The organism is Cupriavidus sp. BIC8F (genome assembly GCF_032465815.1).
GTDB lineage: Bacteria > Pseudomonadota > Gammaproteobacteria > Burkholderiales > Burkholderiaceae > Cupriavidus > Cupriavidus necator.
Window position 1 is genome coordinate 33,891 of sequence record NZ_CP136095.1, and the last position, 23,768, is coordinate 57,658.

Consider the following 23,768-nt stretch of genomic DNA (forward strand, 5'->3'; position numbering starts at 1 on the left):
GATCCGTGGCGTTTTTGTTTTCTGGCCTGCCGCGGCGCCTGCGCAACACCACGGCACCGCCTGCCCCGGCCGTCAGGCGTCAAACCCCTGCGGATTCATCGACTGCCAGCGCCATGAGTCCTGGCACATGCGGTCGATGTCATGGCGCGCGCGCCAGCCCAGCAGCTGGTTGGCCAGCGCGGGATCGGCGTAGCACGAAGCGATGTCTCCCGGGCGCCGCGCCACGATGTCATGCGGCACCGGCTTGCCGCTGGCACGCTGGTAGGCCTGCACCACTTCCAGCACGCTGTAACCGCGGCCCGTGCCCAGGTTCACGGTCATGCTCCTGCCCTGCGCGCGCAGGTAACCCAGCGCCGCCAGGTGGCCGTCGGCCAGGTCGCAGACGTGGATATAGTCGCGCACGCCGGTGCCGTCCGGCGTCGGGTAGTCGCCGCCGAATACCATCAGCTTTTCACGGCGCCCGCCGGCCACCTGGGCCACATAAGGCATCAGGTTGTTCGGAATACCGCGCGGATCCTCGCCGATCAGCCCGCTTTCATGCGCGCCGACCGGATTGAAATAACGCAGGTAGGCAATGCGCCAGTCCGGATCCGATGTTTCCAGGTCGCGCAGGATTTGCTCGCCCATCAGCTTGGTCTGCCCATACGGATTGGTGGCCGACAGCGGGAAATCCTCCAGGATCGGCACCGCATGCGGATTGCCATAAACCGTGGCCGAAGAACTGAACACCAGCTGTTTCACCCCGGCCGCGCCCATTGCCGCGCATACCGTCAGCAGCCCACCCAGGTTGTTGCTGTAATACTCCAGCGGCTGGCTCACGGATTCGCCCACTGCCTTGAGCGCGGCAAAATGAATCACCCCGCTGATGCGGTGTTCGGCAAAGAGCCGGTCCAGCAACGCGCGGTCGCGCACGTCGCCCTGCACAAAATGCGGGGCCTTGCCGGTAATGGTGGCGAGCCGCTCCAGCACCACCGGGCTGCTGTTGCACAGATTATCCAGACCGATCACGTGGTAGCCGGCATTGAGCAGCGCAACCCAGGTATGCGAGGCGATATAGCCGGTGGCACCGGTCAGAAGCAAGGTTTCAGGCATGGAAAATAGGCGTCGGAATTCGATTCAGGGCCGGGACTTGGCCTGGCGGATTCAAAAAGTGTCGCAAACGACACTTTCAACCGCGTAAGCCGGTTAAGCTGCTTATTATCCACGATCTGCCGTTGCGCCCAGGGCAGCCGGCCCAGCGCGCGGGCAATGCTAGGCGCGGCTCGCCGGCGCTTCCGCCACCAGCCCTGCCCGCGCCTGCCAGGCTTCATAGGCGGCGCGCAGCCGCCAGCCGGACTCCAGGTCGCGCATGCCCAGGCATTGCGCTACCTCGGCCGGCGCCGTGCCGGCCTCGAAATGCATGGCGGCGCAGGTATTGCGCAGCGTCTGCGGCGACGCGCGTTCGCTGCGGCCGGCCAGTACACCGGCCTCGTCCAGCAGGATCTCCACGCGCCGGTAGACCGAGGCGGCATGCATCGGCCGCCCCGACGGCATGGCGGGAAACACCAGGCCGCCAAGCGTGCCGGAGGCTTCGCGCAATGCCAGCCAGGCCCGCAGCGGCGCATGGGCCAGGCTGAACAGCGGCACGGTATAGGCCCGGCCGTTGTCCGCGCGGACCATGCGCAGCGCCATCCGGCCGGGTGCGCCAGCTTCGATGGCATCGACCCGCAGCGCCCGGGCTTCGCCTACCTTCAGGCCGCCGCCGAGCAGCACCGCCAGCAGGGCCGCATCGCGCGCACGCTTCCATTGGGTGGGCGATGCCGCGGTATGCGTGTCGCCGGCCGGCATGCCGGCCGGGCCGAGTATCCGCGCCACCAGCAGGTCGCGCTCGCCCGGCAGCAGGAAGGCGGTGGGATCGTTTTCGCCCTCGGCCAGATGGGCGCGCACCGCCTGGCTGGCCGGGTTGTGCATGCCCTCGCGCAGCCGCGCCAGGTGATGGAACACCCGCTCGATCAGCCGCGTATAGCGATAGCGGTGCGATTTGTGCAGCTGCTGCGCGTCCAGGAACTCACCGATCTGTTCCGCCGACCAGCTCAGCGGCGGCAGCCCGCGCTCGGCCGACCAGCGCAGCAGCTTGCCCCACATGGCGCGGTACACCACGCTGGTGCCGTGCCGGAAGCCATGCCGTGCCAGCCAGCCGTCGAACGCGCGCTCCGGATGGTCACGCCAGGCGGCCAGGTCGGCATCGAACAAGGCCGCCTGTTCAGGATGGGCAGCGGAGGGCTTAGTGGTCACTGACTCTCCTGCCGGGGGCCGGCGTGCGGGGTTGGGATCCCGCCTATTGTAGACAACCCGTCACTGCGCGGCGGGGGTGCCGGCACCGTTGGCCCCGCATCGCTTGCACAGTGCCCCGGCGCATGCTACCTTTCCCTCCACTATGCAACTGGTTGCATAAACCCTGCAGTCATACCCCGTCAAACGAGACGCCCGCGCACCGACGCCAGCCAAGGAGACCGACGTGACCACCACCAACCTGATTCCCGCCGCACAGGCCTCACTTGAAGCCTGGCACCAGATGCTGGCCAGCGGTTCGATGGCCGGGCTCGACGCCATCGTGGCCGATGAGGTGGTGTTCCGCTCGCCGGTCGCGCACACCCCCTATCCCGGCCGCGCCGCGATTGGGCTGGTGCTGACCACGGTGAACCAGGTGTTCCAGGACTTCCGCTATCACCGCAGCTTTGTCAGCGAGGACGGCCACAGCGTGGTGCTGGAATTCAGCGCGGCCGTGGACGGCAAGGCGCTCAAGGGCATCGACATGATCCGCTTCGACGACGCCGGCCGCATTGCCGAGTTCGAAGTCATGGTGCGCCCGCGCTCGGGCCTGGAGGCGCTGGCCGCCGCCATGGGCGCGCGCCTGGCCAGCCAGAAGGACACGCTGACCGGCGCGGCCTGACGCAACCCTGTTTCGCAGCACCGCTTTTTCGTTTTACCGGATTACCCAGGAGACTTCACCCATGGCCCTTCCCGCCCAACTCCAGAACCGGCTGTCGCTGCCGGTGGTCTGCTCGCCGCTGTTCATCATCTCCAACCCCGACCTGGTCATCGCCCAGTGCAAGGCCGGCGTGGTGGGCTCGTTCCCCGCGCTGAATGCGCGCCCGGCACCCAAGCTGGAAGAATGGCTGGACCGCATCACCACCGAGCTGGCCGAACACGACGCCAAACACCCGGACCGCCCGTCGGCGCCGTTCGCCGTCAACCAGATCGTGCACAAGTCCAACGACCGGCTTGAACATGATCTGGAGCTGTGCGTGCGCTACAAGGTGCCGATCGTGATCACCTCGCTGGGCGCGCGCAAGGAAGTCAACGACGCAGTGCACTCGTACGGCGGCATCGTGCTGCACGACGTGATCAACAACACCTTCGCGCGCAAGGCCATCGAGAAGGGCGCGGACGGACTGGTCGCGGTTGCCGCTGGTGCCGGCGGCCATGCCGGCACGCTGTCGCCGTTCGCGCTGCTGCACGAGATCCGCGAATGGTTCGACGGCCCGCTGCTGCTGTCGGGCTCGATCTCCAGTGGCGACGCCATCCTGGCCGCGCAGGCCGCCGGCGCCGACCTGGCCTATATCGGCTCGGCCTTTATCGCCACGCAGGAAGCCAACGCGCAGGACGGCTACAAGCAGATGATCGTCGACAGCACCGCCAACGACATCGTCTACTCCAACCTGTTCACCGGCGTGCACGGCAACTACCTGCGCGGCAGCATCGAGCGCGCCGGCCTGGACCCGAACGCGCTGCCCGAATCGGATCCGTCGAAGATGAATTTCGGCTCCACCAGCGTCAAGGCGTGGAAGGACATCTGGGGCGCCGGCCAGGGCGTGGGCGCAATCAAGCGCGTGGTGCCCGCGGGCGAGCTGGTGCGCCGCTTTGCCGAGGAATATGCGCTGGCACGCCGCCGGCTGGGCTTGGGCGAAGCCAGGCAGGCCGGCACGCGTGCCGTCGATCTGGCCTGACGCTGCCAGTCAGCTGGCCTGGCAGGCTGTAGCCGCCGCCCGTGCGGGGCGCGGCTACAGCATTGGCAGCAGTTCCTCGCCCCAGGCCACCCAGTCCTGCTCGAAGCGGATGCCGCGCTGCAGCAGCGCATAGCGCAACTGTTGCGCGCGGTCCATGTCCGGCGCCGAGAAATCGCGCCGCTCGATGGCAAGGTAAGTCTCCAGCCGGGCCCGGTGCAGCGCGATCAGCCGCCGCATTTCGTCACCCAGGCCAAGCGGCCCGATCACCGCATCGGCACGCAGCTTGACCAGGATTTCCTCGCGCTGGTCCAGGCTGGCGCCGGGGGTCAGCACCCAGCGTGCCAGTTCGTCACGGCCGGCCGGCAACACCCGATAGACCTTCTTGCGGTTCTTGCGATCGCCGGCACCGGTCTCGCCTTCCGCTGCCTCGGCTTCATCCGCGGCAATCCAGCCACTCTCGGCCATCCGTCCCAGCTCGCGATAAATCTGCTGGTGCGTGGCATGCCAGAAATAGCCGATGGAACGGTCAAAGCGCCGCGCCAGGTCATAACCGGACGACGGTTTCTCGATCAGGGAAATCAACAAGGCGTGCTGGGTCGACATGCGTCTGGGCAGTGGCCCGTCGGGGGGCGATGAAAAATGATTGGAAGCGGGTGCGGCAGACCCGGAACCGGAACGCGCCGGTAGCCGCACTTCGCCGGGCTGGCGCTATGGTATCGCAATGCCGGCCTTGCGCAGCACCCTCAGCGAGGTCGTCATCGGCGTCGCCAGCAGATGCCATACATTAGTTAAATTTGTCATTTTTGAAATTTCATAGCAGACAGAATTAAAAAACGTTGAATGGCATTTCTGCGCTTGATGCAATACATTCCATACATTGAAATCCAGTGCGAGCGCATATCCGCCCCCGGCCGCACCTTGCAGCAATCCTGGAGTGTGTCCATGACCGGAAGAATCCTGCTTGCCGAAGAGCGCGACGTGGCCTGGGAAGCCGACGCCGGCGAGCTCCCGTTCGGCATCCTGCCGCCCATGCGCGACAAGGCGCCCATTTACTACCGCCTGCCCGATACGCCGGACGGGCACCATATCAAGGAATACGCCAGCGGGCTGCGCCAGCTGGTGCGCTTTGTCGGCGTCGAAGAACAGGTTGTCAAATTCAGCCTGGGCTGACCAGGCAAGTAACCATTTCCCTGTGGTTGTCTCCTCCGAGCCCGTTCCTGAACGGGCAGGAACTTGAACCCGCGAATTTCGCGGGTTTTTTCTTGACCGGCGGAATCAGAGCTGCGGCGCGCGGCAGGCCGCGCCGTCCGGGTTGGCTGATTCCGCCATGCCGAACACCGCCCTGGCGCCGCATTGCGAGCCGAACATGCGCGCCTGGTCGTGGCCCACACCCACCACTTCATAGGCCTGGTGGCGGATCACCAGCCCGGGGCTGGCCAGGTAGCGTTCATAGCGCAAGTAGCCACGGGCCCGCTGCAGGCGCGTGGGACCTTCGGCCTCAGCGCCGCACGCTTTGTCGAGTACGCGGTGGTTGGGGTCGTTGTCTTCCGTGCCGGCCAGGTAGGTCACCTGGCGCCCGGCGTAGCGCTGGTACAGCGACAGGCCATTGGCTCCCTTTGCGTAGGGCACGATGTCCTGCATGCCATAGCGGTACTTGTCGTAATCCGGGCACACCGCCTTGTCGTAAGGCGCAAGCGAGCGGCCGTCCGCGCCGGCCGGGCGCACCGGCGTGAAGTACAGGTAGGACGAGGGGTTGGCCACCACATAGCGCAGGTCGATGCCGCGCGCGCGGATGCGCTCGTCGACATTGTTCAGCACGGCATAGCGATGCACGATCTGCGCACCGCCCGAATGCCCGGCCACGGTCACCCTGGCCACCTGCGGCAGGCGCGCCTTGTCGGTGACGTAGGCCATCAGGTCATCGAGGACCTGCAGTGAACTGACCGTGAACGGCGTGTTGACCGCGTTCTCGCCACTCATCCAGCCCTGCACCGACCATTGCGGCATGCCGTCGAAGCCCTTGCCGTGGTCAGGCGTGCCGGGGAAGTTGGGCGCGACCAGCAGCACCTCGTCCGGATTGCGGCCGCTGGCCTTGAGCAGTGCAGCGCCGGCGGCGTAGTAGTCATCGCCGTTGCGCTGCAGGCCGTGCTGCACGAACACCACCTCGCGGATGCGCGACAGGTCGCCATCGAGACGATGGCTGGCATAGACCGGGAAGTCATAGCCTGCGCCCGTGCCCAGGTGCAGCCGTTGCCAGTGCGGCCCGGCCGATGCTGCCTTGGCCGCCGCCTCGGCTGGCTTGCTGGTTGCGGAGGGGGCCGGAGGAGCACCGGCGCAGCCGGTCAGCGCGGCCAAGGCGATGGTCGCGCCGGCCAGGCGCACGGCCGGCTTCGCTGACAGGATTGGAGCGAACGTTTTAAGCATGGATGAGGTCTCCAGTTGGCCTTGGCCGGGCTCGCCGCTGGTCATCCCAGGCGCCTGACCAGCGCTGCCACGTCCGGCCAGGTCACGCGACGGACCATGACCCTGAGGCCAGGGCCGGGGAAATCGTCTTGAAACACGTCGGATTCCTCACCGCCCAGCCGCCGGTAGAACTCGCGCGCCTGCGTATTGTCTTCCAGCACATAGAGGAACAGCGGCCGGCCGGGCCAGTGCCCGGCCACGCGTTGCGCGCAATGGGCCAACAAGCGCTTTCCCAGGCCATGGCCGTGAAAGGCGGGCAGGACGTGGAGGTTGTCGAGATAGATGCCGAACTGCGGCTCTGCATCAGGCAGCAGGCAGGCAAAGCCGGCGGCTTCGCCGTCGACCATGGCCAGCGTGACTTCCGCCGGGCCGTCGGCGCCGTCGAGCATGCGGGCGCGCCAGGCCGCCAGCCGTTCCGGGAAGGCCTGCTCCTGCAGGTAGGCGGCTGGCAGGATGCCGGGATAGGTGTGCTGCCAGCTGGCGGCGTGCATGGCGGCAAGCCGTTCGGCATCGGCAGCAGTGGCGGGGATCAGCGCAAGATCGGACATGACAGGTGGCACGAATCAGAAGGCCGGGCTCGCCACACACCCGGCGAGGCATCGGGAAGTGCCCATTGTGCCTGCGGCATGCCCAGGCTTGCAAAATCCCGATGCAGGGATTGCAATTGGCATGCCGGGATCGCAGGATGCAGCACCCGGCACGTGACCCGGCACAACGAAGAGGAAGCCCCATGTACATGGTCTACTGGTCCGAAGCCGACGGCACCGGACTCAGTCCCCGCGCGCAGTCATTCCCCAGCGACGCCATGCGCGAGGCGCTGCACTTCACCGAGGCGCTGCGCCAGCGCCAGCACGCGGGCGAGCCGGTGAGCTTTGTCACCCTGTGCTCGGAGAATCCCAACTCGGTGGGACGAGCCGGGGCGGCGGATCCGCCGCCCGACTACGAGTGGAAAAAGAGGCGGCCCTGAGGATTCTCAGGCCGCCATGCCCTCTCAGGCCCGCACGGCCGCAGGCCGCAGCGCGGCGCGCACCACGAAGGCCATCAGCACCGCAAACAGCAGCATCACCGCCAGGAAGTACAGGCCGGCAGCGAGGCTGCCGGTGGCGTCCTTGATCACGCCGATGCCATACGGCCCGAAGTAGCCGCCCAGATTGGCCAGCGAATTGATCGTAGCGATGCCCACCGCGGCGCTGGCACCGGTCAGGAACTCGCCCGGCAGCGCCCACACCACCGCCTGGATCGAATAGATCGAGAACGCAGTCAGGCAGATGAACAGGAACTGCAGCACCGGCGACTGCACCCATGCGCTCAGCGCCATGGTCACCGCGGCCATGCCGGACACCACCACGATATGACCGTAGCGCTCGCGCTTGCGGTCCGAATGGCGCGGCACCAGGTAAAGCCCGACCACGGCGAACAGGTAGGGCACGGCCGACAGCATCCCGGTCATCACATCGGTGACGCCGAACTGCTTGATGATGGTCGGCAGCCACAGCGACAGTCCGTAGATGCTCAGCGGGAATGGCAGGAACAGCAGCGACAGCAGCAGCACGCGCTTGTCCTTGAGCGCCTGCAGCGGATTGCCATGGGAGTTCAGCGCATAGGCGGCCTGGTCGGCAGCCAGCTCACGCTCGATCCAGGCGCGGTCGCCCGGCGCCAGCCACGCGGCGCTGGCCGGCGACTCCGGCAGCAGCTTCAGCGTCGGCAGGCACAGCAGCACCGCGGGCAGGCCGCTCAGCACGAACAGCGTCTGCCAGTTGTTCATGCCGAACAGCCCATGCGTGGACAGCACCAGCCCTGCCAGCGGACCCGTGATGATCAGTGCGATCGGCTGCGCCAGCACCAGCAGACCGATGATGCGCGCGCGGTGCCGCATCGGGAACCACTTGGTGAGGAAGTAAAGGATGCCCGGGTAGAGGCCCGCCTCGGCCGCGCCCAGCAGGAAGCGCAGCGCATAGAAGCTGTAGGGGCCGCTGGTCAGCGCCATCGCCATGGTAATGACGCCCCACGTGAGCAGGATGCGCGCGAACCAGCGGCGCGCGCCAAAGCGCTCCAGCGCCAGATTGCTCGGCACTTCGCACAGGAAGTAGCCGACAAAGAACAGGCCCGCGCCCAGGCCGTAGGCCGCATCGCTGATGCCGATGGCCGCGTTCATATGCAGCTTGGCGAAACCCACCACCGAACGGTCGATATACGCGACCACGTAGATCAGCGCAAGGAACGGGATCAGCCGCCGCACCAGCATGCCGATGATGCGGCTTTCCTCTATCGCTTGTGAATCTTCACCCTGTGTCGGGGCGGCGCGCTCCATCGGCGCGGTCTGGGTGCCATGCATGGCAAGTCTCCTCTTATTGTGGCAGGCAGGATCGCGCCGGCTGCGCGGCGGCAGCCGGCGCCGTGGTTCAGTGCGAGTGGCGCGGCACCTCGCGGCCGCGGCAGCCCACCAGGAAGTCGAGGTCGCAGCCCTCGTCCGCCTGCAGTACGTGGTTGACGTAGAGCTTGCGATAGCCGCCGTCGGCCGGGGCTTCCAGCGGCTGCACGTCGGCCATGCGGCGCGCGAACTCGGCCTCGTCGATATCCAGGTGCAGGCGCCCGGCCTCGCAGTCGAGTTCGATCCAGTCGCCGTCGCGCACGATGGCCAGCGGCCCGCCGGCGGCGGCCTCAGGCGCCACGTGCAGCACCACGGTGCCGTAGGCGGTGCCGCTCATGCGCGCATCGGAGATGCGCACCATATCCTTGACGCCCCGGCGCAGCAGCTTGGGCGGCAGGCCCATGTTGCCCACCTCGGCCATGCCAGGGTAGCCGCGCGGTCCGCAGCGTTTGAGCACCAGCACCGAATTCTCGTCGACGTCGAGCGCTTCATCGACGATGCGTTCCTTGTAGTGTTCCAGGTTCTCGAACACCACCGCGCGACCGCGATGGCGCAGCAGCTTCGGCGTGGCCGCCGACGGCTTGAGCACGGCGCCGCGCGGCGACAGGTTGCCGCGCAGGATGCGGATGCTGCCGTCGCGGATCAGCGGCTGCTCCAGCGGGCGGATCACTTCATCGTTGGTGATCGGCGCGTCCCTGACGTTGTCCCAGATCGCCTTGCCGTTCACGGTCAGCGCCCCGGGGTGCGGCAGCAGGCCGGCCTCGCCCATGCGGCGCAGCACCGCCGGCAGGCCGCCCGCGTAATAGAACTCTTCCATCAGGAAGCGGCCCGACGGCATCAGGTCGACAATGGTCGGCGTGTCGCGCCCCACCTTGCTCCAGTCTTCCAGCTCCAGCGGCACACCAATGCGGCCCGCGATGGCCTTCAGGTGGATCACAGCGTTGGTGGAGCCGCCGATCGCGGCATTGACGCGGATCGCGTTCTCGAAGGCCTGGCGCGTCAAGATCCTGGAGAGCGTCAGGTCCTCGCGCGCCATCTCGACGATGCGGATGCCGGACATGTGGGCCAGCACGTAGCGGCGCGAGTCCACCGCGGGAATCGCGGCATTGTGCGGCAGCGAAGTCCCCAGTGCCTCGGCCATGCAGGCCATGGTCGAAGCCGTGCCCATGGTGTTGCAGGTGCCGGCTGAGCGCGACATGCCGGCCTCTGCCGACAGGAACTGGTGCAGGTTGATCTCGCCCGCCTTGAGCGATTCATGCAGCTGCCACACCGCGGTGCCCGAGCCGATGTCCTTGCCGTCGAGCTTGCCATTGAGCATCGGCCCGCCGGTGACGACGATGGCCGGCACATCGCAACTGGCCGCGCCCATCAGCAGCGCGGGCGTGGTCTTGTCGCAGCCGGTCAGCAGCACCACCGCATCGATGGGGTTGCCGCGGATGGCTTCCTCGACATCCATCGCAGCCAGGTTGCGCGTCAGCATCGCAGTCGGGCGCAGGTTGGACTCGCCGTTGGAAAAAACCGGAAATTCGACCGGAAAGCCGCCGGCTTCATACACGCCGCGCTTGACGTGCTCGGCCAGCTTGCGGAAGTGCGCGTTGCAAGGGGTCAGCTCCGACCACGTATTGCAGATGCCGATCACGGGGCGCCCGTCGAAGGCGTGGTCGGGGATGCCCTGGTTCTTCATCCAGCTGCGGTACATGAAGCCGTTCTTGTCCGCGCTGCCGAACCACGCCGTCGAGCGCAGCGGCTTGCGTTGCTTGTCCTTGGAATCCGACATGTTGTTCCTGATGCGATGGCCGCCATGGCTGGCGGCCGGAATGGCAGGGACGACGGATCCAGCAGCGTTGCGTCATGGCGGCGCGGCGCCACGCTGTCTCCGGTCGTTTTTCTTTTGTCGGACGGAGTGTATGCAGCTTGCCCATATGATACTAATGAAGAGTTCGGCCATTGCCATATCAATCCCGGCATTGGTATTAACCCTAGTCCTTATGCAAGCCCCCACCAATTCCCCTGCCCCCGACGCCGCGCCGCTCTGGCAAAGCCACATCCGCCTCAAGACCCGGCAATTGTTGCTGCTGCTGGCGGTCGCCGACGAAGGCAGCATCCATCGCGCCGCCGAGCGGCTGGCGATGACGCAGCCGGCCGCGTCGAAACTGCTGCGGGAACTGGAAGAGATGTTGTCGGTGCCGCTGTTCGAGCGCCTGCCGCGCGGCATGGCGCCGACCGACTACGGACGGGCGATGATCCGGCATGCGCGCGCGGTGATCGGCAGCCTGAACCAGGCGCGTGAAGAGGTGCTGGCGTTGAAGGCGGGGCGGCTCGGCCATGTGGCGATCGGCGCCATCACGTCGCCAGGCGTGCGGCTGCTGCCGCCGGCGATCGCGCAGATCAAGGCGCGCTACCCGGGCCTGCGCGTGTCGGTGGAGATCGACCACAGCAACGTGCTGCTCGACCGCCTGGGGCAGGAAAAGCTGGACATGGTAGTGGCGCGGCTCTTTCCGGAGCACGACAAGGGGCGGCTGCGCTATGAGCCGATGTCGGAAGAGCCGGTGTGCGCAGTGGTCAGGCCGGGCCACCCGATGCTGTCGGCGCAGGGCCTGTCGCTGGCCGACACCACCGAGGCCCCGTGGCTGATCCCGCCGGCGGGCACGGTGCTGCGCCACCGCTTCGAGCTGATGTTCCAGCGCGCCAGCCTGGCGCCGCCGGTCAACGTGGTGGAGACCGCCGCGCTGCTGTTCCTGACGCGCATGGTGACGCAATCGGACATGATTGCGGTACTGACCGCCGATGTGGCGCAGTATTACGCCGCGTTCGGCATGGTGGAGATCCTGCCGATGGAGATGCCCTGCCATATGGACGATTTCGGCCTGATCACGCCGACCGACCGGCTGATGTCGCCGGGCGCGCTGCTGGTGGCCGACGCGCTGCGCGAGAGTGCGCAGCGGATCTACGGCGCTCAGCCCTGAGGCACTGCAGTATCGGCTGCGAGGCCGTAGATTCGGCGGGCGTTGTCGTGGAACATCGCGCGCTGCTCGGCCGGCGTAAAACCGGCGGTGATCACCTTGAAGCCGCTGAAGATCTGGTCGAAGCTGGCGCACAGGCCGTCGACCGGGAAATTGCTGGCGAACATCACGCGCGCGGGTGAGAACAGTCGGATGCAGACCAGCACGATCGGCGCGTTGGCCGCCGCCGTCCACGGCTGGCCGGCCTGTCCCAGCCCCGAAACCTTGATGACGACGTTCGGGCATTCCGCCAGCATCGCCATCGCGTCTTCCCATGCAGCAAGCGCTGCAGGGCTGCGATCCGCAGGCAGGCCCGCGTGGTTGAGGATGATCGTCGTCGCCGGGAAATCTCGCGCCAGCCGCACCGCTTCCTGCGCATGCCACCACGGCACCTGCAGGTCGAAATGCAGCCCATGGCGCCCGAGCTCGGCAAAGCCGCGGCGCCAGCGCTCGTCTTCCATCAGGCTTGGCCTGCGCGCTGCCGACTGCGCATCGGGCGCGCCGCCCGGCTTGTGCCGCACGCTGCGAACCAGCGGAAATTCCGCTTGCCGCGCTAGCACGTCGGCCGCGTCATCGTGATGCAACCACGCCTGCGCCACCACCGCATGCGGCGCGCCGTGTTCGGCGGCCACGCGCGAGATAAACGCGGTCTCACCGACCGGATCGCGCGGATCCCATTCCGTTTCGACGTAGACGGTCTTGCGCACGTCATGCCCGCCCGCGTCGGCAAAGTAGTCCGCCGGGTAGTAGCGGCGCTTCAGCGCGCTGTAATCGCCGTAGCGGAATGGGATCAGGCCGGGGTCGGACAGCCACGGATGATAGTTCGTGACCGGATCCCAGAAATGGTGGTGGGCGTCGACGATGGGGCCGTCGTAGCGCGTGGATGCGTTCACCGCGGCTCCTTGTTTAGTTTGCCGCTGCCAAGATCGATCAGCAACGTGCAGGCAACGAACACCACCGCGCAGCCCGCAAAGAAGTGCAGCACGGTCTGGTAGCTGCCCAGATGCTGCAGGATCAGCCCGACCAGAATCGGCACCACGATGCCGCCGAGGCTCCCGGCGAAGTTCATGGTGGCACCAACGATGCCGACGTGGTGGGCGGGCGCCAGGATTGCCGGCAGGCTCCAGTAAAGGCTGCCCCACATGGTGATGAACGCGGCCAGGCACAGCAGCACCACGGCCTCGACCGGATCGTCGATGCGCGGCAACAGCAGGAATACCGCGCAGATCACCAACCCTGAGACGGTCAGCATGCCCTTGAGCACCAGTGCGCGCGGCAGCCGGCGCATCAGCGCGTCGGCGCCGAAGCCGCTGGCGAGCGACCCCACCGCACCGGACAAGAAGATGAAGAACATGGCCATGCCGATCTGCTTCAGGTCGAAGCCGCGCGCATGCGCCAGGTAGTTAGGGCCCCACGTCAGCAGGCCGAAGAACACCATCGCCCAGCAGGCGCGGCCGATGGTAAGGCCGCACCATGAGCGTGGCGCGATGCGCCTGTCTTGCGCCGCAGCGGCCGCATTGCCCGCGGTGGCGCGGATATGCGCAAGCTCGCCATCATTGACGCCCGGATGCTGTGAAGGTTGGTCACGCAGGTAGCGCCACGACACCCAGCTCATCACCACGGTCACCGCGCCCGCGATAAAGAACGCAGTCCGCCACGAACCAAACGCGACGATCAGGTAGGAAATCACGATGCCGCCGATGGCCGCACCGAGCGGACTTCCCGCGTCGACCAGCACCGCACCACGGCTGCGTTCGCCCGAGGACAGCCACAGCGCATTGAGCTTGGCGCCGGCCGGGAACAGCGGCGCCTCCGCCGCACCCAGCGCCATGCGCGTCGCCATCAGCGAGATGCCGCCGGTGGCAAACGCCGCCAGCGCCTGGAACGCGCCCCACAGCGCGGTGGAACCGGTGATGACCTTGCGCGGCCCGAAGCGGTCGATCAGCCAGCCGCCCGGCACCTGCAGCAGCGCATACGACCAGAAGAAGCTGCTCAGCACCAGCCCCTGCATCGTCGGCGACAGGCCAAACTCCGTGCCGATGGTTGGCATGGCGATCGACAGCGAAATGCGATCGAGCAGGTTCATCACCACCAGCACGAACACCACGGCAAAGATGCGCCAGCGCACCCGGCTCGGTGCCTCGGCGCTTGCAATGGCCGCTGGTGGCGAGGCCGCGGCCTCGGGAGTGGCGGATGTCGTCATGGTGTCTCCTGTCCTCGGTGTCGGTGGGACAAGCGGCGCGCGGTATCTTCCGCGCTGCCGCGTAGGCTGGTGCGTTAGCCGATGATGTTGAACTGGCTGAAGTATTCCTCATTCAGCTCCAGGCCCAGCCCAGGCAGGTTGTCGTCGAGCTGCAGGTAGCCGTTGTCCGGCGCCGGATCGCCCTTGAAGATGTAGTAGAACAACTCATTGCCCACCTCCACGTCGTGCACCGGGAAGTACTCCGACATCGGCGAAGCGGTCGAGGCCATGGTCAGGTGGTAGTTATGCATCTGCCCGGCGTGCGGGATCACCGGCACCGACCAGGCCTCGGCCATGGCGTTGATCTTCTGCGCCGCGGTGATGCCGCCGACGCGGTTGGTGTCGTACTGGATCACGTCCACCGCGCGGCGCTCCAGCAGGTCCTTGAAGCCGTAAGAGGTAAATTCATGTTCACCGCCGGAGATCGGGAACGGGCTCGCCTTCTTCAGCTCGGCATAGCCTTCGATATCGTCGGCGATCACCGGCTCTTCCAGCCAGCGCGGGTTGAACTCTGCCAGGCGCGGCAGCATGCGGCGCGCGTACTCCAGGGTCCAGCCCATGTAGCACTCCAGCATGATGTCGACGCCGTCGCCGACCAGCTCGCGCAGCAGGCGCACCTGCTCGATGTTCTTCTGCATGCCGGCGGGGCCGTCCTTGGGGCCGTAGCCGAAGCGCATCTTCATCGCGGTAAAGCCCTGGTCGAGATAGCCCTGCGCCTCGGCCAGGAAAGTGTCGCGGTCGTCATTGTTGTAGAGCTTGGAGGCGTAGCACCAGATCTTCTCCTTGGTGCGCCCGCCCAGCAGCTTGAACACGGGCTTGCCGACCGCCTTGCCCATCAGGTCCCACAGCGCGATATCGACTGCGGAGATTGCCGCCATGCCGATGCCCTTGCGGCCCCACGCATGGGTGCGGCGGTACATCTTCTGCCACAGGTATTCGTTGTCGAACGGATCCTGGCCGATCACCACCGGTGCCAGGTACTGGTCGACGATCTCCTTGGCCACGCGCGGCGCCAGCGCGCAGTTGCCGATGCCGACCAGGCCCGTATCGGTTTCCACTTCCACCACCAGCCAGCCATGGAAGCGGAACGAGCCCATGGCGTCGCCGCGCTCAAAGAGGATGTCGGTGGCGTTGGTGCAGAAATGCGCCTGCGGCGGCACGGTCTTGCCCTTCCATTCAAAGACGCGGGCGCGGACGTTGGTGATCTTCATGTTCAGCTCCTGATGGCGATGTGTTGGCGCGAACGCTCCCCGGCCGCACCGGGGGCGGTCTTGCTGGATTTGGTGTGGTGAAGGTGGTGGCTAGGGCGCGGCGCGCCGCTGCGCACCCATGCGGCAGGCGATCTGGAATGCCTGCAGCGTGGCGCCCGGATCGGCGCGGCCCTGCTGCGTGATGTCGAACGCGGTGCCGTGCGCGGGCGTGGTGATCGGCACCGGCAGCCCGCCCTGCACCGTCACGCCGCGCGAGAAGCCCATCAGCTTGATGCCGATCTGGCCCTGGTCGTGGTACATGGTGACGACGGCATCGAACTGCCGCTGCGACGGCCCGCCCAGCACCTTCAGGAAGATGGTGTCGGCCGGGAACGGACCGTCGGCCGCCACGCCGCGCTCACGCGCCGCGGCCACGGTCGGGGCGATCACGTCGATCTCTTCGCGGCCGAAGGCGCCGTTGTCGCCGTTGTGCGGGTTCAGGCCGCACACCGCGATGCGCGGGCGCACCATGCCGGCGCGGCGCAGGGCGTGGTCGATCAGGTCGATGGCGCCGCCCACGCGTTCCGGCGTGATCATCGCCGGCACGTCCTTGAGCGCCACGTGCGAGGTCACGCGCGAGGTCCACAGCCCGTCCAGAACATTGAACTCGCAGAAGTTGCCGTGGTAGCCAAGCTGCTCGGCAAACCAGTGCAGCTCATCGCTGTGCGCCATGCCGGCGGCGTGCAGCGAGCTCTTGTTAAGCGGCCCGAACAGGATCGCGTCGGCCTGGCCCGCTTGCGCCAGCTGCAGCGCCAGCGCCAGCGTGCCCAGGCTGTAGCGCCCGCCCTCGGCACTGGCTTCGCCGCGCGCATACGCCGGGCGCTCCGGCAGCTGCCAGTGGTACAGGCGCGGCTTGCCATCATCGGCAAACGCGGGCGCATCGGTCTCGGCCAGCGCCAGCTCGACGCCTGCGATCCGCATGCCGTGGCGCCATTCGTCGCGGTCGGCGATCAGCAGGATCTCGGCCTGCGCGGCGGTCTCGGGGTCGGCCAGCAGCCTGGCGATCAGTTCGGGGCCGATGCCGGCGGGGTCGCCCAGCACCATGGCGATTCTTGGACGGGAATTCATTGGACTTCCGGGTAGTTATTGGTCGAGCTTGACGCCCAGCTCAGCGATCAGCTTGCCATAGCGCACATACTCGGCACGCGAGAAGGCATCGAACTGCGCCGCGGTCAGCGCGCCGGGCACCGCGCCCACATCCGCCAGCCGGCGCACGGTGTCAGGGTCCTTGATCACCGTGGCCAGCGCGCTGCCCAGCTTCTGCAGCGTCGCGGGCGGCGTGCCGGCCGGCGCATAGACACCGTACCACGCACTCATCTGGATGCCGGGCACGCCCGCTTCAGCCAGCGTGGGCACGTTGGGCAGCAGCGCCGAGCGCTGGTCCGCGGTGACCGCCAGCGCGCGCAGCTTGCCGGCCTTGATATGGCTGATGACCGACGGCATGGTCTCGAAGCTCATGTCCACCTGCCCGCCCATCAGGTCCACCAGCGCGCTGCTGCTGCTCTTGTACGGCACGTGCAGCAGCTTGCCCTTGATCTGCCGCGCGAAGGACGCGCCGGCCAGGTGCTGGGTGCTGCCGACCCCGGACGAGCTGTAGCGGAACTTGTCCGGATTGGCCTGGATCTGCGCCACCAGCGCCTTGACGTCGCGCGCCTGCACCTGGTTGTTGACCACCAGCACATTGGGCACCGACGACACCAGCGCCACCGGCGCCAGGTCCTTGAGCGGATCGAACTGCAGCTTGAGCAGGTGCGGGGCGATCGCTTGCGAAGTCACCACGCCCATCAGCAGCGTATTGCCGTCCGGCGCCGCCTTGGCGGTCAAATCCGCGGCAATGGTGTTGGACGCGCCGGGGCGGTTGTCCACCACGACGGGCTGCTTCAGCTGCGCGGCGAGCTTGTCGGAGACGATGCGCGCCATCACGTCGGTGCCGCCGCCGGGCGCGGCGCCCACCATCAGCCGCACCGGCCGTGTGTCCTGCGCCCAGGCATTGCCCGTTACTGCCGCCACCGTGGCCAGGCCGGCGAGTGCGCCGGCGATCCATGTCCTCATTGCTGTCTCCGTCGTTTTGCTGTCCGGCTCTGCGGCGCGGATGGGCAGACTATAGGAGCATCAGTGATTCGCCACCACTGATGTTTTTTGAATTGGCGATCACTTGGCGTTATACCTCCGCAGCCGCCTGCTGCGCGGTTGGCGGCAAGGCCTTCAGGATCGCGACCAGCTGTCGCGCCGCCGCCGACAAGGCGCCGCCGCGCCGCGTCACGATGCCAAAAGTCTGCTGCCGCGACTGCAGCCGCACGGGCAGGATGCGCAGCATCTTCTGGCGCACGAACATCGCCGCCACGCCGGTCGGCAGCAGCGACACCAGCCCGGGGTCGCCCTGCAGCATGGCGACGGTGACCAGGGCCGACGAGGTCGAGATCGCATTGGCGGGAAAGCTCATGCCGGCCAGGTCCAGCTCGCGCTGCAGCAGCGCATGCATCGGCATATGGCCGGCATAGGTGATCCAGCGATAACCCGCAAGGTCGGCAAACCCCATCGCCCGCGCGCGCGGCGCCGGATGCGCATGGCCCGCCACCACCGCGACCTGCTCGTCGCCAAGCGGGTGGTAGTGGTACCGGGCCGGTTCATCGCTGACCAGCGAGCGGCCGATCACCAGATCGAGGTGGCCGTCGTCGAGCAGCCCCAGCAGGCGCAGGCTGGTGTCCTCGATGATCTCCAGCGCCAGTTCCGGCTGCGCCTGGCGCAACTGCGCCAGCGCCGGCACCAGCACCTCCGGCACCGCGCCCATGATCACGCCGATAGCCACGCGCCCGCCGCTGCCCGCGCGGATGCCCGCCACCTCCTCGCACATGGCGCCCAGGTCGGCCACCAGCTGGCGTGCGTGCCGGATCACGCAATGGCCAAAGGCATTGGGACGCATGCCGCGCTTGGAGCGCTCGAACAGCGGCGCTTCCAGCATGCCTTCCAGCTCCTGCAGCGACTTGCTGGCCGCCGACTGGGTCATCGCCATCGCCGCGGCGGCCTGGTGCAGGGAGGAATGCTCGTCCAGCGCGATCAGCAGTTGCAGCTGCTTCATGCGCAACCGGCCGGTCAGGGTGTCGAGGGTGGATTTCATGACAGACGCGGTGAGTCGTAAAAGCGATCACAAGATGGAAAGGTTTCAATATACAGGCCGCAGGGCGGCTCGTATATTGGCCCGATCCAATTCATAAGCAGCCGGAGGAGACCATGACCCGCACCCCATCCCCCACCGTCTACCGCGGCGTATTCCCGGTGGCCCCCACCATCTTCGACGCCCAAGGCGGCCTCGACCTCGACGGCCAGCGCCGCTGCATCGACTTCATGATCGACGCAGGTTCGCACGGCATCTGCATCCTGGCCAACTTCTCCGAGCAGTTCGTGCTGAGCGACGACGAGCGCAACGTGCTGATGAAGACCGTGCTGGAACACGTGGACGGCCGCGTGCCGGTGATCGTCACCACCACGCATTTCAGCTCGCGCATGTGCGCCGAGCGCAGCCGCGCGGCGCAGGACGCGGGCGCGGCCATGGTGATGGTGATGCCGCCCTACCACGGCGCCACCATCCGCGTGCCCGAGCGCGGTACTTACGAGTTCTTCGCCACGGTCTCGGATGCCATCGACATTCCCATCATGATCCAGGACGCGCCGGTCAGCGGCACCACGCTGAGCGCGCCGTTCCTGGCGCGCATGGCGCGCGAGATCGGCAATGTGTCGTACTTCAAGATCGAAGTGCCGCAGGCCGCCGCCAAGCTGCGCGAGCTGATCGAACTGGGTGGCGACGCCATCGTCGGCCCCTGGGACGGCGAAGAGGCCATCACGCTGATGGCCGACCTGGAAGCGGGCGCCACCGGCGCCATGACCGGTGCGGGGTTCCCCGACGGCATCCGCCAGATCCTCGATGCCTGGCAGGCCGGCGACGCCGAACTGGCCGCGCAGCGCTACCAGCAATGGCTGCCGCTGATCAACTACGAGAACCGGCAAGGCTGGCTGGCCACCAGCAAGGTGCTGATGCAGGCAGGCGGCGTGATCGCGTCGGACGCGGTGCGCCATCCGCTGCAGCCGATGCACCCGGCCACCCGCGAAGGGCTGCTGAAGATCGCGCGGAGGCTGGATCCGCTGGTGTTGCGCTGGGGGCAGTGAGTCGTGAAGCTGTGGTGTGGTGAAGCACAACGCATCGAGCGACGCCTGCCCTCTCCCCCGCCCCTCTCCCGCAAGCGGGAGAGGGGAGCAAACCTCCAGCGTACGAAACCACCACTGTCCTTGAAACTCCCGACTGCGTGCTCCCTCTCCCGCTTGTGGGAGAGGGCTGGGGAGAGGGCCGGAGCCTCCACGAAGTCGCCGCGCATTCCATGCCACCCCCGTTCTGAACTTCACGCCTGACAACTCCTTCACAGGACCAACCATGACCCTCACCGGCGACCTCCTGATCGGCCACCAGTCTGTCCGTGGCACCCATGGCACCATCCACGCCATCGACGCGGCCAGCGGCGCCACCCTCGAACCGGCATTCGGCGGCGCCACGGCCGCGCAGCTCGACCAGGCCTGCGCGCTGGCGTGGCAGGCATTCGACGCCTACCGCGAGACCACGCCCGAGCGGCGCGCCGATTTCCTCGAGGCCATCGCCGCCAATATCCTGGCGCTGGACGATGCCCTGATCGAACGCTGCACCAGCGAATCCGGCCTGCCGCGCGCCCGCATCGAAGGCGAGCGCGGCCGCACCGTGGGGCAGTTGCGCATGTTCGCAAGCCTCCTGCGCCAGGGCGACTTCCTTGAACTGCGCGTCGACCCCGCGCAACCTGAACGCAAGCCGCTGCCGCGCGTCGACCTGCGGCTGCGCCATATCGCGCTGGGGCCGGTGGCGGTATTCGGCGCCAGCAACTTCCCGCTGGCGTTCTCGGTGGCCGGCGGCGATACCGCCTCGGCCCTGGCCGCGGGCTGCCCGGTCGTCGTCAAGGCACATCCGGCGCACCCGGGCACATCGGAGCTGGTCGGCCGCGCCATCCGCAAGGCCGTTGACGACATGGACCTGCCCGAAGGCACCTTCTCGCTGCTGTTCGATGCCGGGCTGGAGGTTGGCCAAGGGCTGGTGGCCGACCCGCGCATCAAGGCCGTCGGCTTCACCGGCTCACGCGCTGGCGGCATGGCGCTGATGGCGATCGCGGCCGCACGGTCCGAGCCGATCCCCGTGTTTGCCGAGATGAGCAGCATCAACCCGGTGCTGCTATTCCCGCACGCACTGGCCAATCGCGCCGAAGCCATCGGCACGGCGTTCGCTGATTCGCTGACGCTGGGCGCGGGGCAGTTCTGCACCAACCCCGGCCTGGTGCTGGCGGTTGCGGGGGATGACCTGGACCGCTTCCTGCATGCCGCGGCTGCGCGGCTGGGCGTGCTGCCGGCTGCGACCATGCTGACGCCCGGCATCCATCGTGCCTATTGCGCGGGCGTCGATACGCTCGCCAGCCATGCGCAAGTGCAGACCGTGGCGCGTGGCGCGGCGGGATCGGCTGCGCAGGGACAGGCCGCACTGTTCGCCACCGACGCCGGTGCCTTCCTGGCCGACGAAGCGCTGCGCCACGAAGTCTTCGGCGCCGCCTCTCTGGTCGTGCGCTGCCGCGACCTCACCGAGATGCGGCGCGTCATCGACGCACTGGAAGGCCAGCTGACCGCCGCCCTCCATATCGACGGCGCCGACCACGACGCCGCCCGCACCTTCCTGCCAGCGCTGGAACGCCTGGCGGGACGCATCCTGGTCAATGGCTTCGGCACGGGCGTGGAGGTCGGGCATGCGATGGTGCATGGCGGGCCGTGGCCGGCAACATCGGACGGCCGCAGCACCTCGGTCGGCAGCCTGGCCATCGCGCGCTTCCTGCGCCCGGTCAGCTACCAGGACATGCCGCCCGGCCTGCTGCCCGCATCGCTGCGCCCGGACAGCCCGCAACGCCACGCGTGGCGCCTCGACGGCAAGCGCCAAGGCATGCCCGGCTGAGGCTCACCTCGACAACGCCCGCAACGCATCGATCAGCAGGCTCATCGATGCCGTCGGCGGGCGGCCCCGCCGCGTGACGATGCCATAGGGCCCAAGCTTGCGCGGCAGGGGCAGCGGCAATACCGCCAGCGCGCCAAGCCGGCCGTAGTAGGCGGCGACCGACTCCGGCAACACCGCAATCAGTTCGCTGTCCGCCAGCAACGATGTGGTCATCAGCACCGCCGCCGTCTCGATGGTCGACGGCGGCGCCGGCACGCCGGCATCCTCGAACGAGCGGTCGATCAGCGCGCGCATCGGGCTGGGGCGCGGCTGCATGATCCATGGGTAGCCCGTCAGTTCCTCGAACGACAGCTTGCGGCGCCGCGCCAGCGGGTGCTGCGGCCCGACCACGATGGCCAGGCCCTCGTCGCCCAATTGCTCGAATTCCAGCCCGCTGCTGTCCCAGCCATCCGGCACGCGCCCCAGCACGATATCGAGCTGGTCGCGTTCAAGCTGCGGCATCAGCACATCGCTGGTCTCCACGTGCACCGCCACCTCCAGCCGCGGATGATCGCGATTGAGCTGCCGGATCACATCGGCAAGCAGCCCCGGCGTGGGCGCCATCACCGCGCCGACCCGCACGCGTCCGATCTTGCCGGACTCCAGCGCCACCAGTTCATCGCGCAGCCCGCCCATGTCGGCAAACACCAGCCGGGCATAGCGCGTGGCCGCCAGCCCGAAGCGCGTGGCCCGCAGCCCGCGCGCATGGCGGTCGAACAGCGGCACACCGAGCAGGTCTTCCATGTCCTGCAGCATTTTGCTGACCGCGGGCTGCGTCAGCGTCAGCGCCTCGGCGGCCTGGCGCAGCGAACCGCGCTCCTCCACCGCCAGCAGCAGGCGCAGGTGCTGCATTTTCAGGCGGCCGTGGAGGGTGCTGACGGGTGGGATCATGGGTGGGACGAAGCGTAGAGAAGCGGGCAGAGAAGCGTGAGGGCAGGCTTTCGCCTGCGATCACAAATTCTTATCGCTTCGCCCCGTATGGTCAAGCCGGGGATATCACTGTCACGCCGACGGCGGCCGGCATCGGACTACTCCTTCGGCGATTCCAGCGTGACTTTCGAGGGGGTGATTTCGCCGACATCCTCCCACGCCTTTGTGTCGAAGCTGAATCTGGCGACGGCGCAGGTCGGCATGTCGGTAATCTCGTCCGACAAGCGATGCGCGAAGTCGGTGAACTCGGGGTTGTGACCGAACAGCATCACGCAACCGAGCTTCTTGTCGAGCGCACGAACGACGGCCAGCAACTCCTCCGCGCTGGTGGCGTACAGCTGGTCATCGAGCGCGATGTCCTTGCGTGCGTAGCCGAGCTCGTCGGCAATCAGTTGCGCTGTCGTCAGCGCACGCAGGGCCGGACTCGACAGGATCAGGTCGGGCTTCAGCTTGCGCTCGGCCAGGCGCTTGCCCATTTCCGGGGCGTCGTGCCGGCCCCGGTCATTCAGGGGGCGCTCACGGTCGGGCAAGGAGGGATCATCTTTACTTGACTTGGCATGCCGGACGAGAAACAGGGTCTTCATGTTTCCTCCTGATCCAAAGGAATGATGTCGATTGCGCGCGTCAGGAGACCTGCACACGGCGACTGGCCTCGCCGCCACGCCCGCCCTATAGTGGACTTGGATGGGCGCGATTGCAACGCGATGCACGTCAACGCACCACCTGTCGGAGGACTGCGCCATGCGGAGCAATTCAGAAGCCATCGAGGTTGTGATCCCCGCCGGCGGCGTGGACCTGCAAGGCATACTCACGTTGCCGCCCGGCGCAGTCGCATTGGTATTGTTTGCGCACGGCACGGGCAGTTCCCGGCTTAGCCCGCGCAATCGATATGTGGCCGCGGAGCTCAATCGCTGCGGCATGGCAACGCTGCTGATGGACCTGCTCCTGCCTGAGGAAGACCAGGTGCAGGCCATCCGTTTCGACGTCGAGCTCCTGGCGACACGGCTGGCGCAGGCGACCAGCTGGGTGGCGCGGCAGCAAGCCGTGCCACAGCGGTTCGGCTACTTCGGCGCCAGCGTTGGTGGCGCCGCGTCGATCCGTGCCGCGTGCCAGTCGCCCATCCCAATACACGCCGTCGTTTCGCGCGGGGGCAGGGTCGACCTGGCGGGTCCCGACGCCCTTGCGAAACTGCTTGCGCCCACCATGCTGATCATCGGCGGACTGGATCTGAGCGTCCTGGAACGCAATGAGTCGGCCTATGCCCAGCTGACATGCACCAAGAAACTGGTGATCGTGCCCGGCGCCTCCCATTTGTTCGAAGAGCCCGGCGCACTGGAATCGGTCGCTCGCCTGGCAGCGCAGTGGTTTGAGCGTTATCTCGGCAAGGATTCGCCCTGACCAGGGCCTGCAATCTGCCCCTGGCGTCGAAGGTACAATGCCCGGGCCTGGCCTGACTGCCACCCGGGCAATGT

Annotated in this window: 23 protein-coding genes; 8 read left to right on the plus strand and 15 right to left on the minus strand. The window is 67.3% G+C overall.

What is annotated here, in order from left to right:
* Positions 1 to 72: 72 nt before the first annotated feature.
* Complete coding sequence (galE, locus tag RS901_RS20355; RefSeq protein WP_316155202.1) at positions 73 to 1,092, minus strand: UDP-glucose 4-epimerase GalE; 1,020 nt, start codon at positions 1,090 to 1,092, stop codon at positions 73 to 75.
* A gap of 159 nt (positions 1,093 to 1,251) precedes the next feature.
* Positions 1,252 to 2,274, minus strand: coding sequence for a tyrosine-type recombinase/integrase (locus RS901_RS20360; RefSeq protein WP_316155204.1), 1,023 nt, complete (start codon positions 2,272 to 2,274; stop codon positions 1,252 to 1,254).
* Between the two features lie 223 nt (positions 2,275 to 2,497).
* On the opposite strand from RS901_RS20360, the gene RS901_RS20365 reads away from it, so the two are divergent.
* Both RS901_RS20365 and RS901_RS20370 read left to right on the plus strand, forming a co-directional pair.
* The gene (locus tag RS901_RS20365) at positions 2,498 to 2,932 is read left to right on the plus strand and encodes a nuclear transport factor 2 family protein (RefSeq protein ID WP_316155206.1); all 435 of its coding nucleotides are present in this window, start codon (positions 2,498 to 2,500) and stop codon (positions 2,930 to 2,932) included.
* A gap of 61 nt (positions 2,933 to 2,993) precedes the next feature.
* Complete coding sequence (locus RS901_RS20370; RefSeq protein WP_114135614.1) at positions 2,994 to 3,989, plus strand: NAD(P)H-dependent flavin oxidoreductase; 996 nt, start codon at positions 2,994 to 2,996, stop codon at positions 3,987 to 3,989.
* 54 nt (positions 3,990 to 4,043) lie between these two features.
* Here RS901_RS20370 and RS901_RS20375 read toward each other — a convergent pair whose 3' ends face one another.
* Positions 4,044 to 4,592: a PadR family transcriptional regulator gene (locus RS901_RS20375; RefSeq protein WP_316155209.1), complete on the minus strand. Its 549-nt coding sequence runs from the start codon at positions 4,590 to 4,592 to the stop codon at positions 4,044 to 4,046.
* A 339-nt stretch (positions 4,593 to 4,931) separates the two neighbouring features.
* Between RS901_RS20375 and RS901_RS20380 the strand changes: the two genes are divergently transcribed.
* Positions 4,932 to 5,159 (plus strand): hypothetical protein, encoded by a 228-nt coding sequence (locus RS901_RS20380; RefSeq protein ID WP_013951924.1) that lies wholly within the window; start codon positions 4,932 to 4,934, stop codon positions 5,157 to 5,159.
* 105 nt (positions 5,160 to 5,264) lie between these two features.
* Here the strand turns inward: RS901_RS20380 and RS901_RS20385 are convergent, their stop codons facing one another.
* On the minus strand, positions 5,265 to 6,413 hold the full coding sequence (locus RS901_RS20385; protein ID WP_316155212.1) for a hypothetical protein: 1,149 nt from the start codon (positions 6,411 to 6,413) through the stop codon (positions 5,265 to 5,267).
* Between the two features lie 41 nt (positions 6,414 to 6,454).
* Complete coding sequence (locus RS901_RS20390) at positions 6,455 to 7,000, minus strand: GNAT family N-acetyltransferase (RefSeq protein ID WP_316155214.1); 546 nt, start codon at positions 6,998 to 7,000, stop codon at positions 6,455 to 6,457.
* Positions 7,001 to 7,182: 182 nt separating this feature from the next.
* On the opposite strand from RS901_RS20390, the gene RS901_RS20395 reads away from it, so the two are divergent.
* Positions 7,183 to 7,419 (plus strand): hypothetical protein, encoded by a 237-nt coding sequence (locus RS901_RS20395; RefSeq protein WP_316155216.1) that lies wholly within the window; start codon positions 7,183 to 7,185, stop codon positions 7,417 to 7,419.
* A gap of 24 nt (positions 7,420 to 7,443) precedes the next feature.
* Here the strand turns inward: RS901_RS20395 and RS901_RS20400 are convergent, their stop codons facing one another.
* Positions 7,444 to 8,787 (minus strand): MFS transporter, encoded by a 1,344-nt coding sequence (locus RS901_RS20400; RefSeq protein ID WP_410054211.1) that lies wholly within the window; start codon positions 8,785 to 8,787, stop codon positions 7,444 to 7,446.
* A gap of 67 nt (positions 8,788 to 8,854) precedes the next feature.
* The gene (locus RS901_RS20405) at positions 8,855 to 10,600 is read right to left on the minus strand and encodes an IlvD/Edd family dehydratase (protein WP_316155218.1); all 1,746 of its coding nucleotides are present in this window, start codon (positions 10,598 to 10,600) and stop codon (positions 8,855 to 8,857) included.
* A gap of 211 nt (positions 10,601 to 10,811) precedes the next feature.
* On the opposite strand from RS901_RS20405, the gene RS901_RS20410 reads away from it, so the two are divergent.
* Positions 10,812 to 11,789 (plus strand): LysR substrate-binding domain-containing protein, encoded by a 978-nt coding sequence (locus tag RS901_RS20410; RefSeq protein WP_316155220.1) that lies wholly within the window; start codon positions 10,812 to 10,814, stop codon positions 11,787 to 11,789.
* On the opposite strand, the gene RS901_RS20415 is transcribed toward RS901_RS20410, so the two are convergent.
* The 6 genes from RS901_RS20415 to RS901_RS20440 all read right to left on the minus strand — a co-directional run bounded on the left by RS901_RS20415 (position 11,780) and on the right by RS901_RS20440 (position 18,435).
* Complete coding sequence (locus tag RS901_RS20415; RefSeq protein WP_316155222.1) at positions 11,780 to 12,718, minus strand: amidohydrolase family protein; 939 nt, start codon at positions 12,716 to 12,718, stop codon at positions 11,780 to 11,782. The genes RS901_RS20410 and RS901_RS20415 overlap by 10 nt on opposite strands.
* Positions 12,715 to 14,028, minus strand: coding sequence for an MFS transporter (locus RS901_RS20420; protein ID WP_316155223.1), 1,314 nt, complete (start codon positions 14,026 to 14,028; stop codon positions 12,715 to 12,717). The genes RS901_RS20415 and RS901_RS20420 overlap by 4 nt, the downstream gene beginning before the upstream one ends.
* Positions 14,029 to 14,102: 74 nt before the next feature.
* Complete coding sequence (locus RS901_RS20425; protein WP_316155224.1) at positions 14,103 to 15,278, minus strand: L-rhamnonate dehydratase; 1,176 nt, start codon at positions 15,276 to 15,278, stop codon at positions 14,103 to 14,105.
* Between the two features lie 90 nt (positions 15,279 to 15,368).
* On the minus strand, positions 15,369 to 16,385 hold the full coding sequence (locus RS901_RS20430) for a 4-hydroxythreonine-4-phosphate dehydrogenase PdxA (RefSeq protein ID WP_316155226.1): 1,017 nt from the start codon (positions 16,383 to 16,385) through the stop codon (positions 15,369 to 15,371).
* A 15-nt stretch (positions 16,386 to 16,400) separates the two neighbouring features.
* A complete protein-coding gene (locus RS901_RS20435) occupies positions 16,401 to 17,369 on the minus strand; it encodes a tripartite tricarboxylate transporter substrate binding protein (RefSeq protein WP_316155227.1) in 969 nt (322 codons plus the stop codon).
* A 109-nt stretch (positions 17,370 to 17,478) separates the two neighbouring features.
* Positions 17,479 to 18,435, minus strand: coding sequence for a LysR substrate-binding domain-containing protein (locus tag RS901_RS20440; RefSeq protein WP_316155228.1), 957 nt, complete (start codon positions 18,433 to 18,435; stop codon positions 17,479 to 17,481).
* Positions 18,436 to 18,548: 113 nt separating this feature from the next.
* On the opposite strand from RS901_RS20440, the gene RS901_RS20445 reads away from it, so the two are divergent.
* A complete protein-coding gene (locus tag RS901_RS20445) occupies positions 18,549 to 19,481 on the plus strand; it encodes a dihydrodipicolinate synthase family protein (RefSeq protein ID WP_316155229.1) in 933 nt (310 codons plus the stop codon).
* A 262-nt stretch (positions 19,482 to 19,743) separates the two neighbouring features.
* Positions 19,744 to 21,327: an aldehyde dehydrogenase (NADP(+)) gene (locus RS901_RS20450; RefSeq protein ID WP_316155230.1), complete on the plus strand. Its 1,584-nt coding sequence runs from the start codon at positions 19,744 to 19,746 to the stop codon at positions 21,325 to 21,327.
* 3 nt (positions 21,328 to 21,330) lie between these two features.
* On the opposite strand, the gene RS901_RS20455 is transcribed toward RS901_RS20450, so the two are convergent.
* Together RS901_RS20455 and RS901_RS20460 are read right to left on the minus strand one after the other, a co-directional pair.
* The gene (locus tag RS901_RS20455; protein ID WP_316155232.1) at positions 21,331 to 22,257 is read right to left on the minus strand and encodes a LysR family transcriptional regulator; all 927 of its coding nucleotides are present in this window, start codon (positions 22,255 to 22,257) and stop codon (positions 21,331 to 21,333) included.
* Positions 22,258 to 22,394: 137 nt separating this feature from the next.
* Positions 22,395 to 22,880 (minus strand): histidine phosphatase family protein, encoded by a 486-nt coding sequence (locus tag RS901_RS20460; RefSeq protein WP_316155233.1) that lies wholly within the window; start codon positions 22,878 to 22,880, stop codon positions 22,395 to 22,397.
* A gap of 157 nt (positions 22,881 to 23,037) precedes the next feature.
* Here RS901_RS20460 and RS901_RS20465 point away from each other — a divergent pair, with 157 nt between their 5' ends.
* Positions 23,038 to 23,694 carry a dienelactone hydrolase family protein gene (locus RS901_RS20465; RefSeq protein WP_013951907.1) on the plus strand — a complete coding sequence of 219 codons (657 nt, stop codon included), beginning with the start codon at positions 23,038 to 23,040 and terminating at the stop codon, positions 23,692 to 23,694.
* The last annotated feature ends 74 nt before the right edge of the window (positions 23,695 to 23,768 follow it).

Excerpts from the sequence above, each read along its gene's own strand:
- galE (WP_316155202.1), bottom strand. The coding sequence starts at position 1,092 with ATGCCTGAAACCTTGCTTCTGACCGGTGCCACCGGCTATATCGCCTCG.
- RS901_RS20370 (WP_114135614.1), top strand. The coding sequence starts at position 2,994 with ATGGCCCTTCCCGCCCAACTCCAGAACCGGCTGTCGCTGCCGGTGGTC.
- RS901_RS20375 (WP_316155209.1), bottom strand. The coding sequence starts at position 4,592 with ATGTCGACCCAGCACGCCTTGTTGATTTCCCTGATCGAGAAACCGTCG.
- RS901_RS20380 (WP_013951924.1), top strand. The coding sequence starts at position 4,932 with ATGACCGGAAGAATCCTGCTTGCCGAAGAGCGCGACGTGGCCTGGGAA.
- RS901_RS20385 (WP_316155212.1), bottom strand. The coding sequence starts at position 6,413 with ATGCTTAAAACGTTCGCTCCAATCCTGTCAGCGAAGCCGGCCGTGCGC.
- RS901_RS20390 (WP_316155214.1), bottom strand. The coding sequence starts at position 7,000 with ATGTCCGATCTTGCGCTGATCCCCGCCACTGCTGCCGATGCCGAACGG.
- RS901_RS20395 (WP_316155216.1), top strand. The coding sequence starts at position 7,183 with ATGTACATGGTCTACTGGTCCGAAGCCGACGGCACCGGACTCAGTCCC.
- RS901_RS20400 (WP_410054211.1), bottom strand. The coding sequence starts at position 8,787 with ATGCATGGCACCCAGACCGCGCCGATGGAGCGCGCCGCCCCGACACAG.
- RS901_RS20405 (WP_316155218.1), bottom strand. The coding sequence starts at position 10,600 with ATGTCGGATTCCAAGGACAAGCAACGCAAGCCGCTGCGCTCGACGGCG.
- RS901_RS20410 (WP_316155220.1), top strand. The coding sequence starts at position 10,812 with ATGCAAGCCCCCACCAATTCCCCTGCCCCCGACGCCGCGCCGCTCTGG.
- RS901_RS20420 (WP_316155223.1), bottom strand. The coding sequence starts at position 14,028 with ATGACGACATCCGCCACTCCCGAGGCCGCGGCCTCGCCACCAGCGGCC.
- RS901_RS20425 (WP_316155224.1), bottom strand. The coding sequence starts at position 15,278 with ATGAAGATCACCAACGTCCGCGCCCGCGTCTTTGAATGGAAGGGCAAG.
- RS901_RS20430 (WP_316155226.1), bottom strand. The coding sequence starts at position 16,385 with ATGAATTCCCGTCCAAGAATCGCCATGGTGCTGGGCGACCCCGCCGGC.
- RS901_RS20435 (WP_316155227.1), bottom strand. The coding sequence starts at position 17,369 with ATGAGGACATGGATCGCCGGCGCACTCGCCGGCCTGGCCACGGTGGCG.
- RS901_RS20440 (WP_316155228.1), bottom strand. The coding sequence starts at position 18,435 with ATGAAATCCACCCTCGACACCCTGACCGGCCGGTTGCGCATGAAGCAG.
- RS901_RS20445 (WP_316155229.1), top strand. The coding sequence starts at position 18,549 with ATGACCCGCACCCCATCCCCCACCGTCTACCGCGGCGTATTCCCGGTG.
- RS901_RS20450 (WP_316155230.1), top strand. The coding sequence starts at position 19,744 with ATGACCCTCACCGGCGACCTCCTGATCGGCCACCAGTCTGTCCGTGGC.
- RS901_RS20455 (WP_316155232.1), bottom strand. The coding sequence starts at position 22,257 with ATGATCCCACCCGTCAGCACCCTCCACGGCCGCCTGAAAATGCAGCAC.
- RS901_RS20460 (WP_316155233.1), bottom strand. The coding sequence starts at position 22,880 with ATGAAGACCCTGTTTCTCGTCCGGCATGCCAAGTCAAGTAAAGATGAT.
- RS901_RS20465 (WP_013951907.1), top strand. The coding sequence starts at position 23,038 with ATGCGGAGCAATTCAGAAGCCATCGAGGTTGTGATCCCCGCCGGCGGC.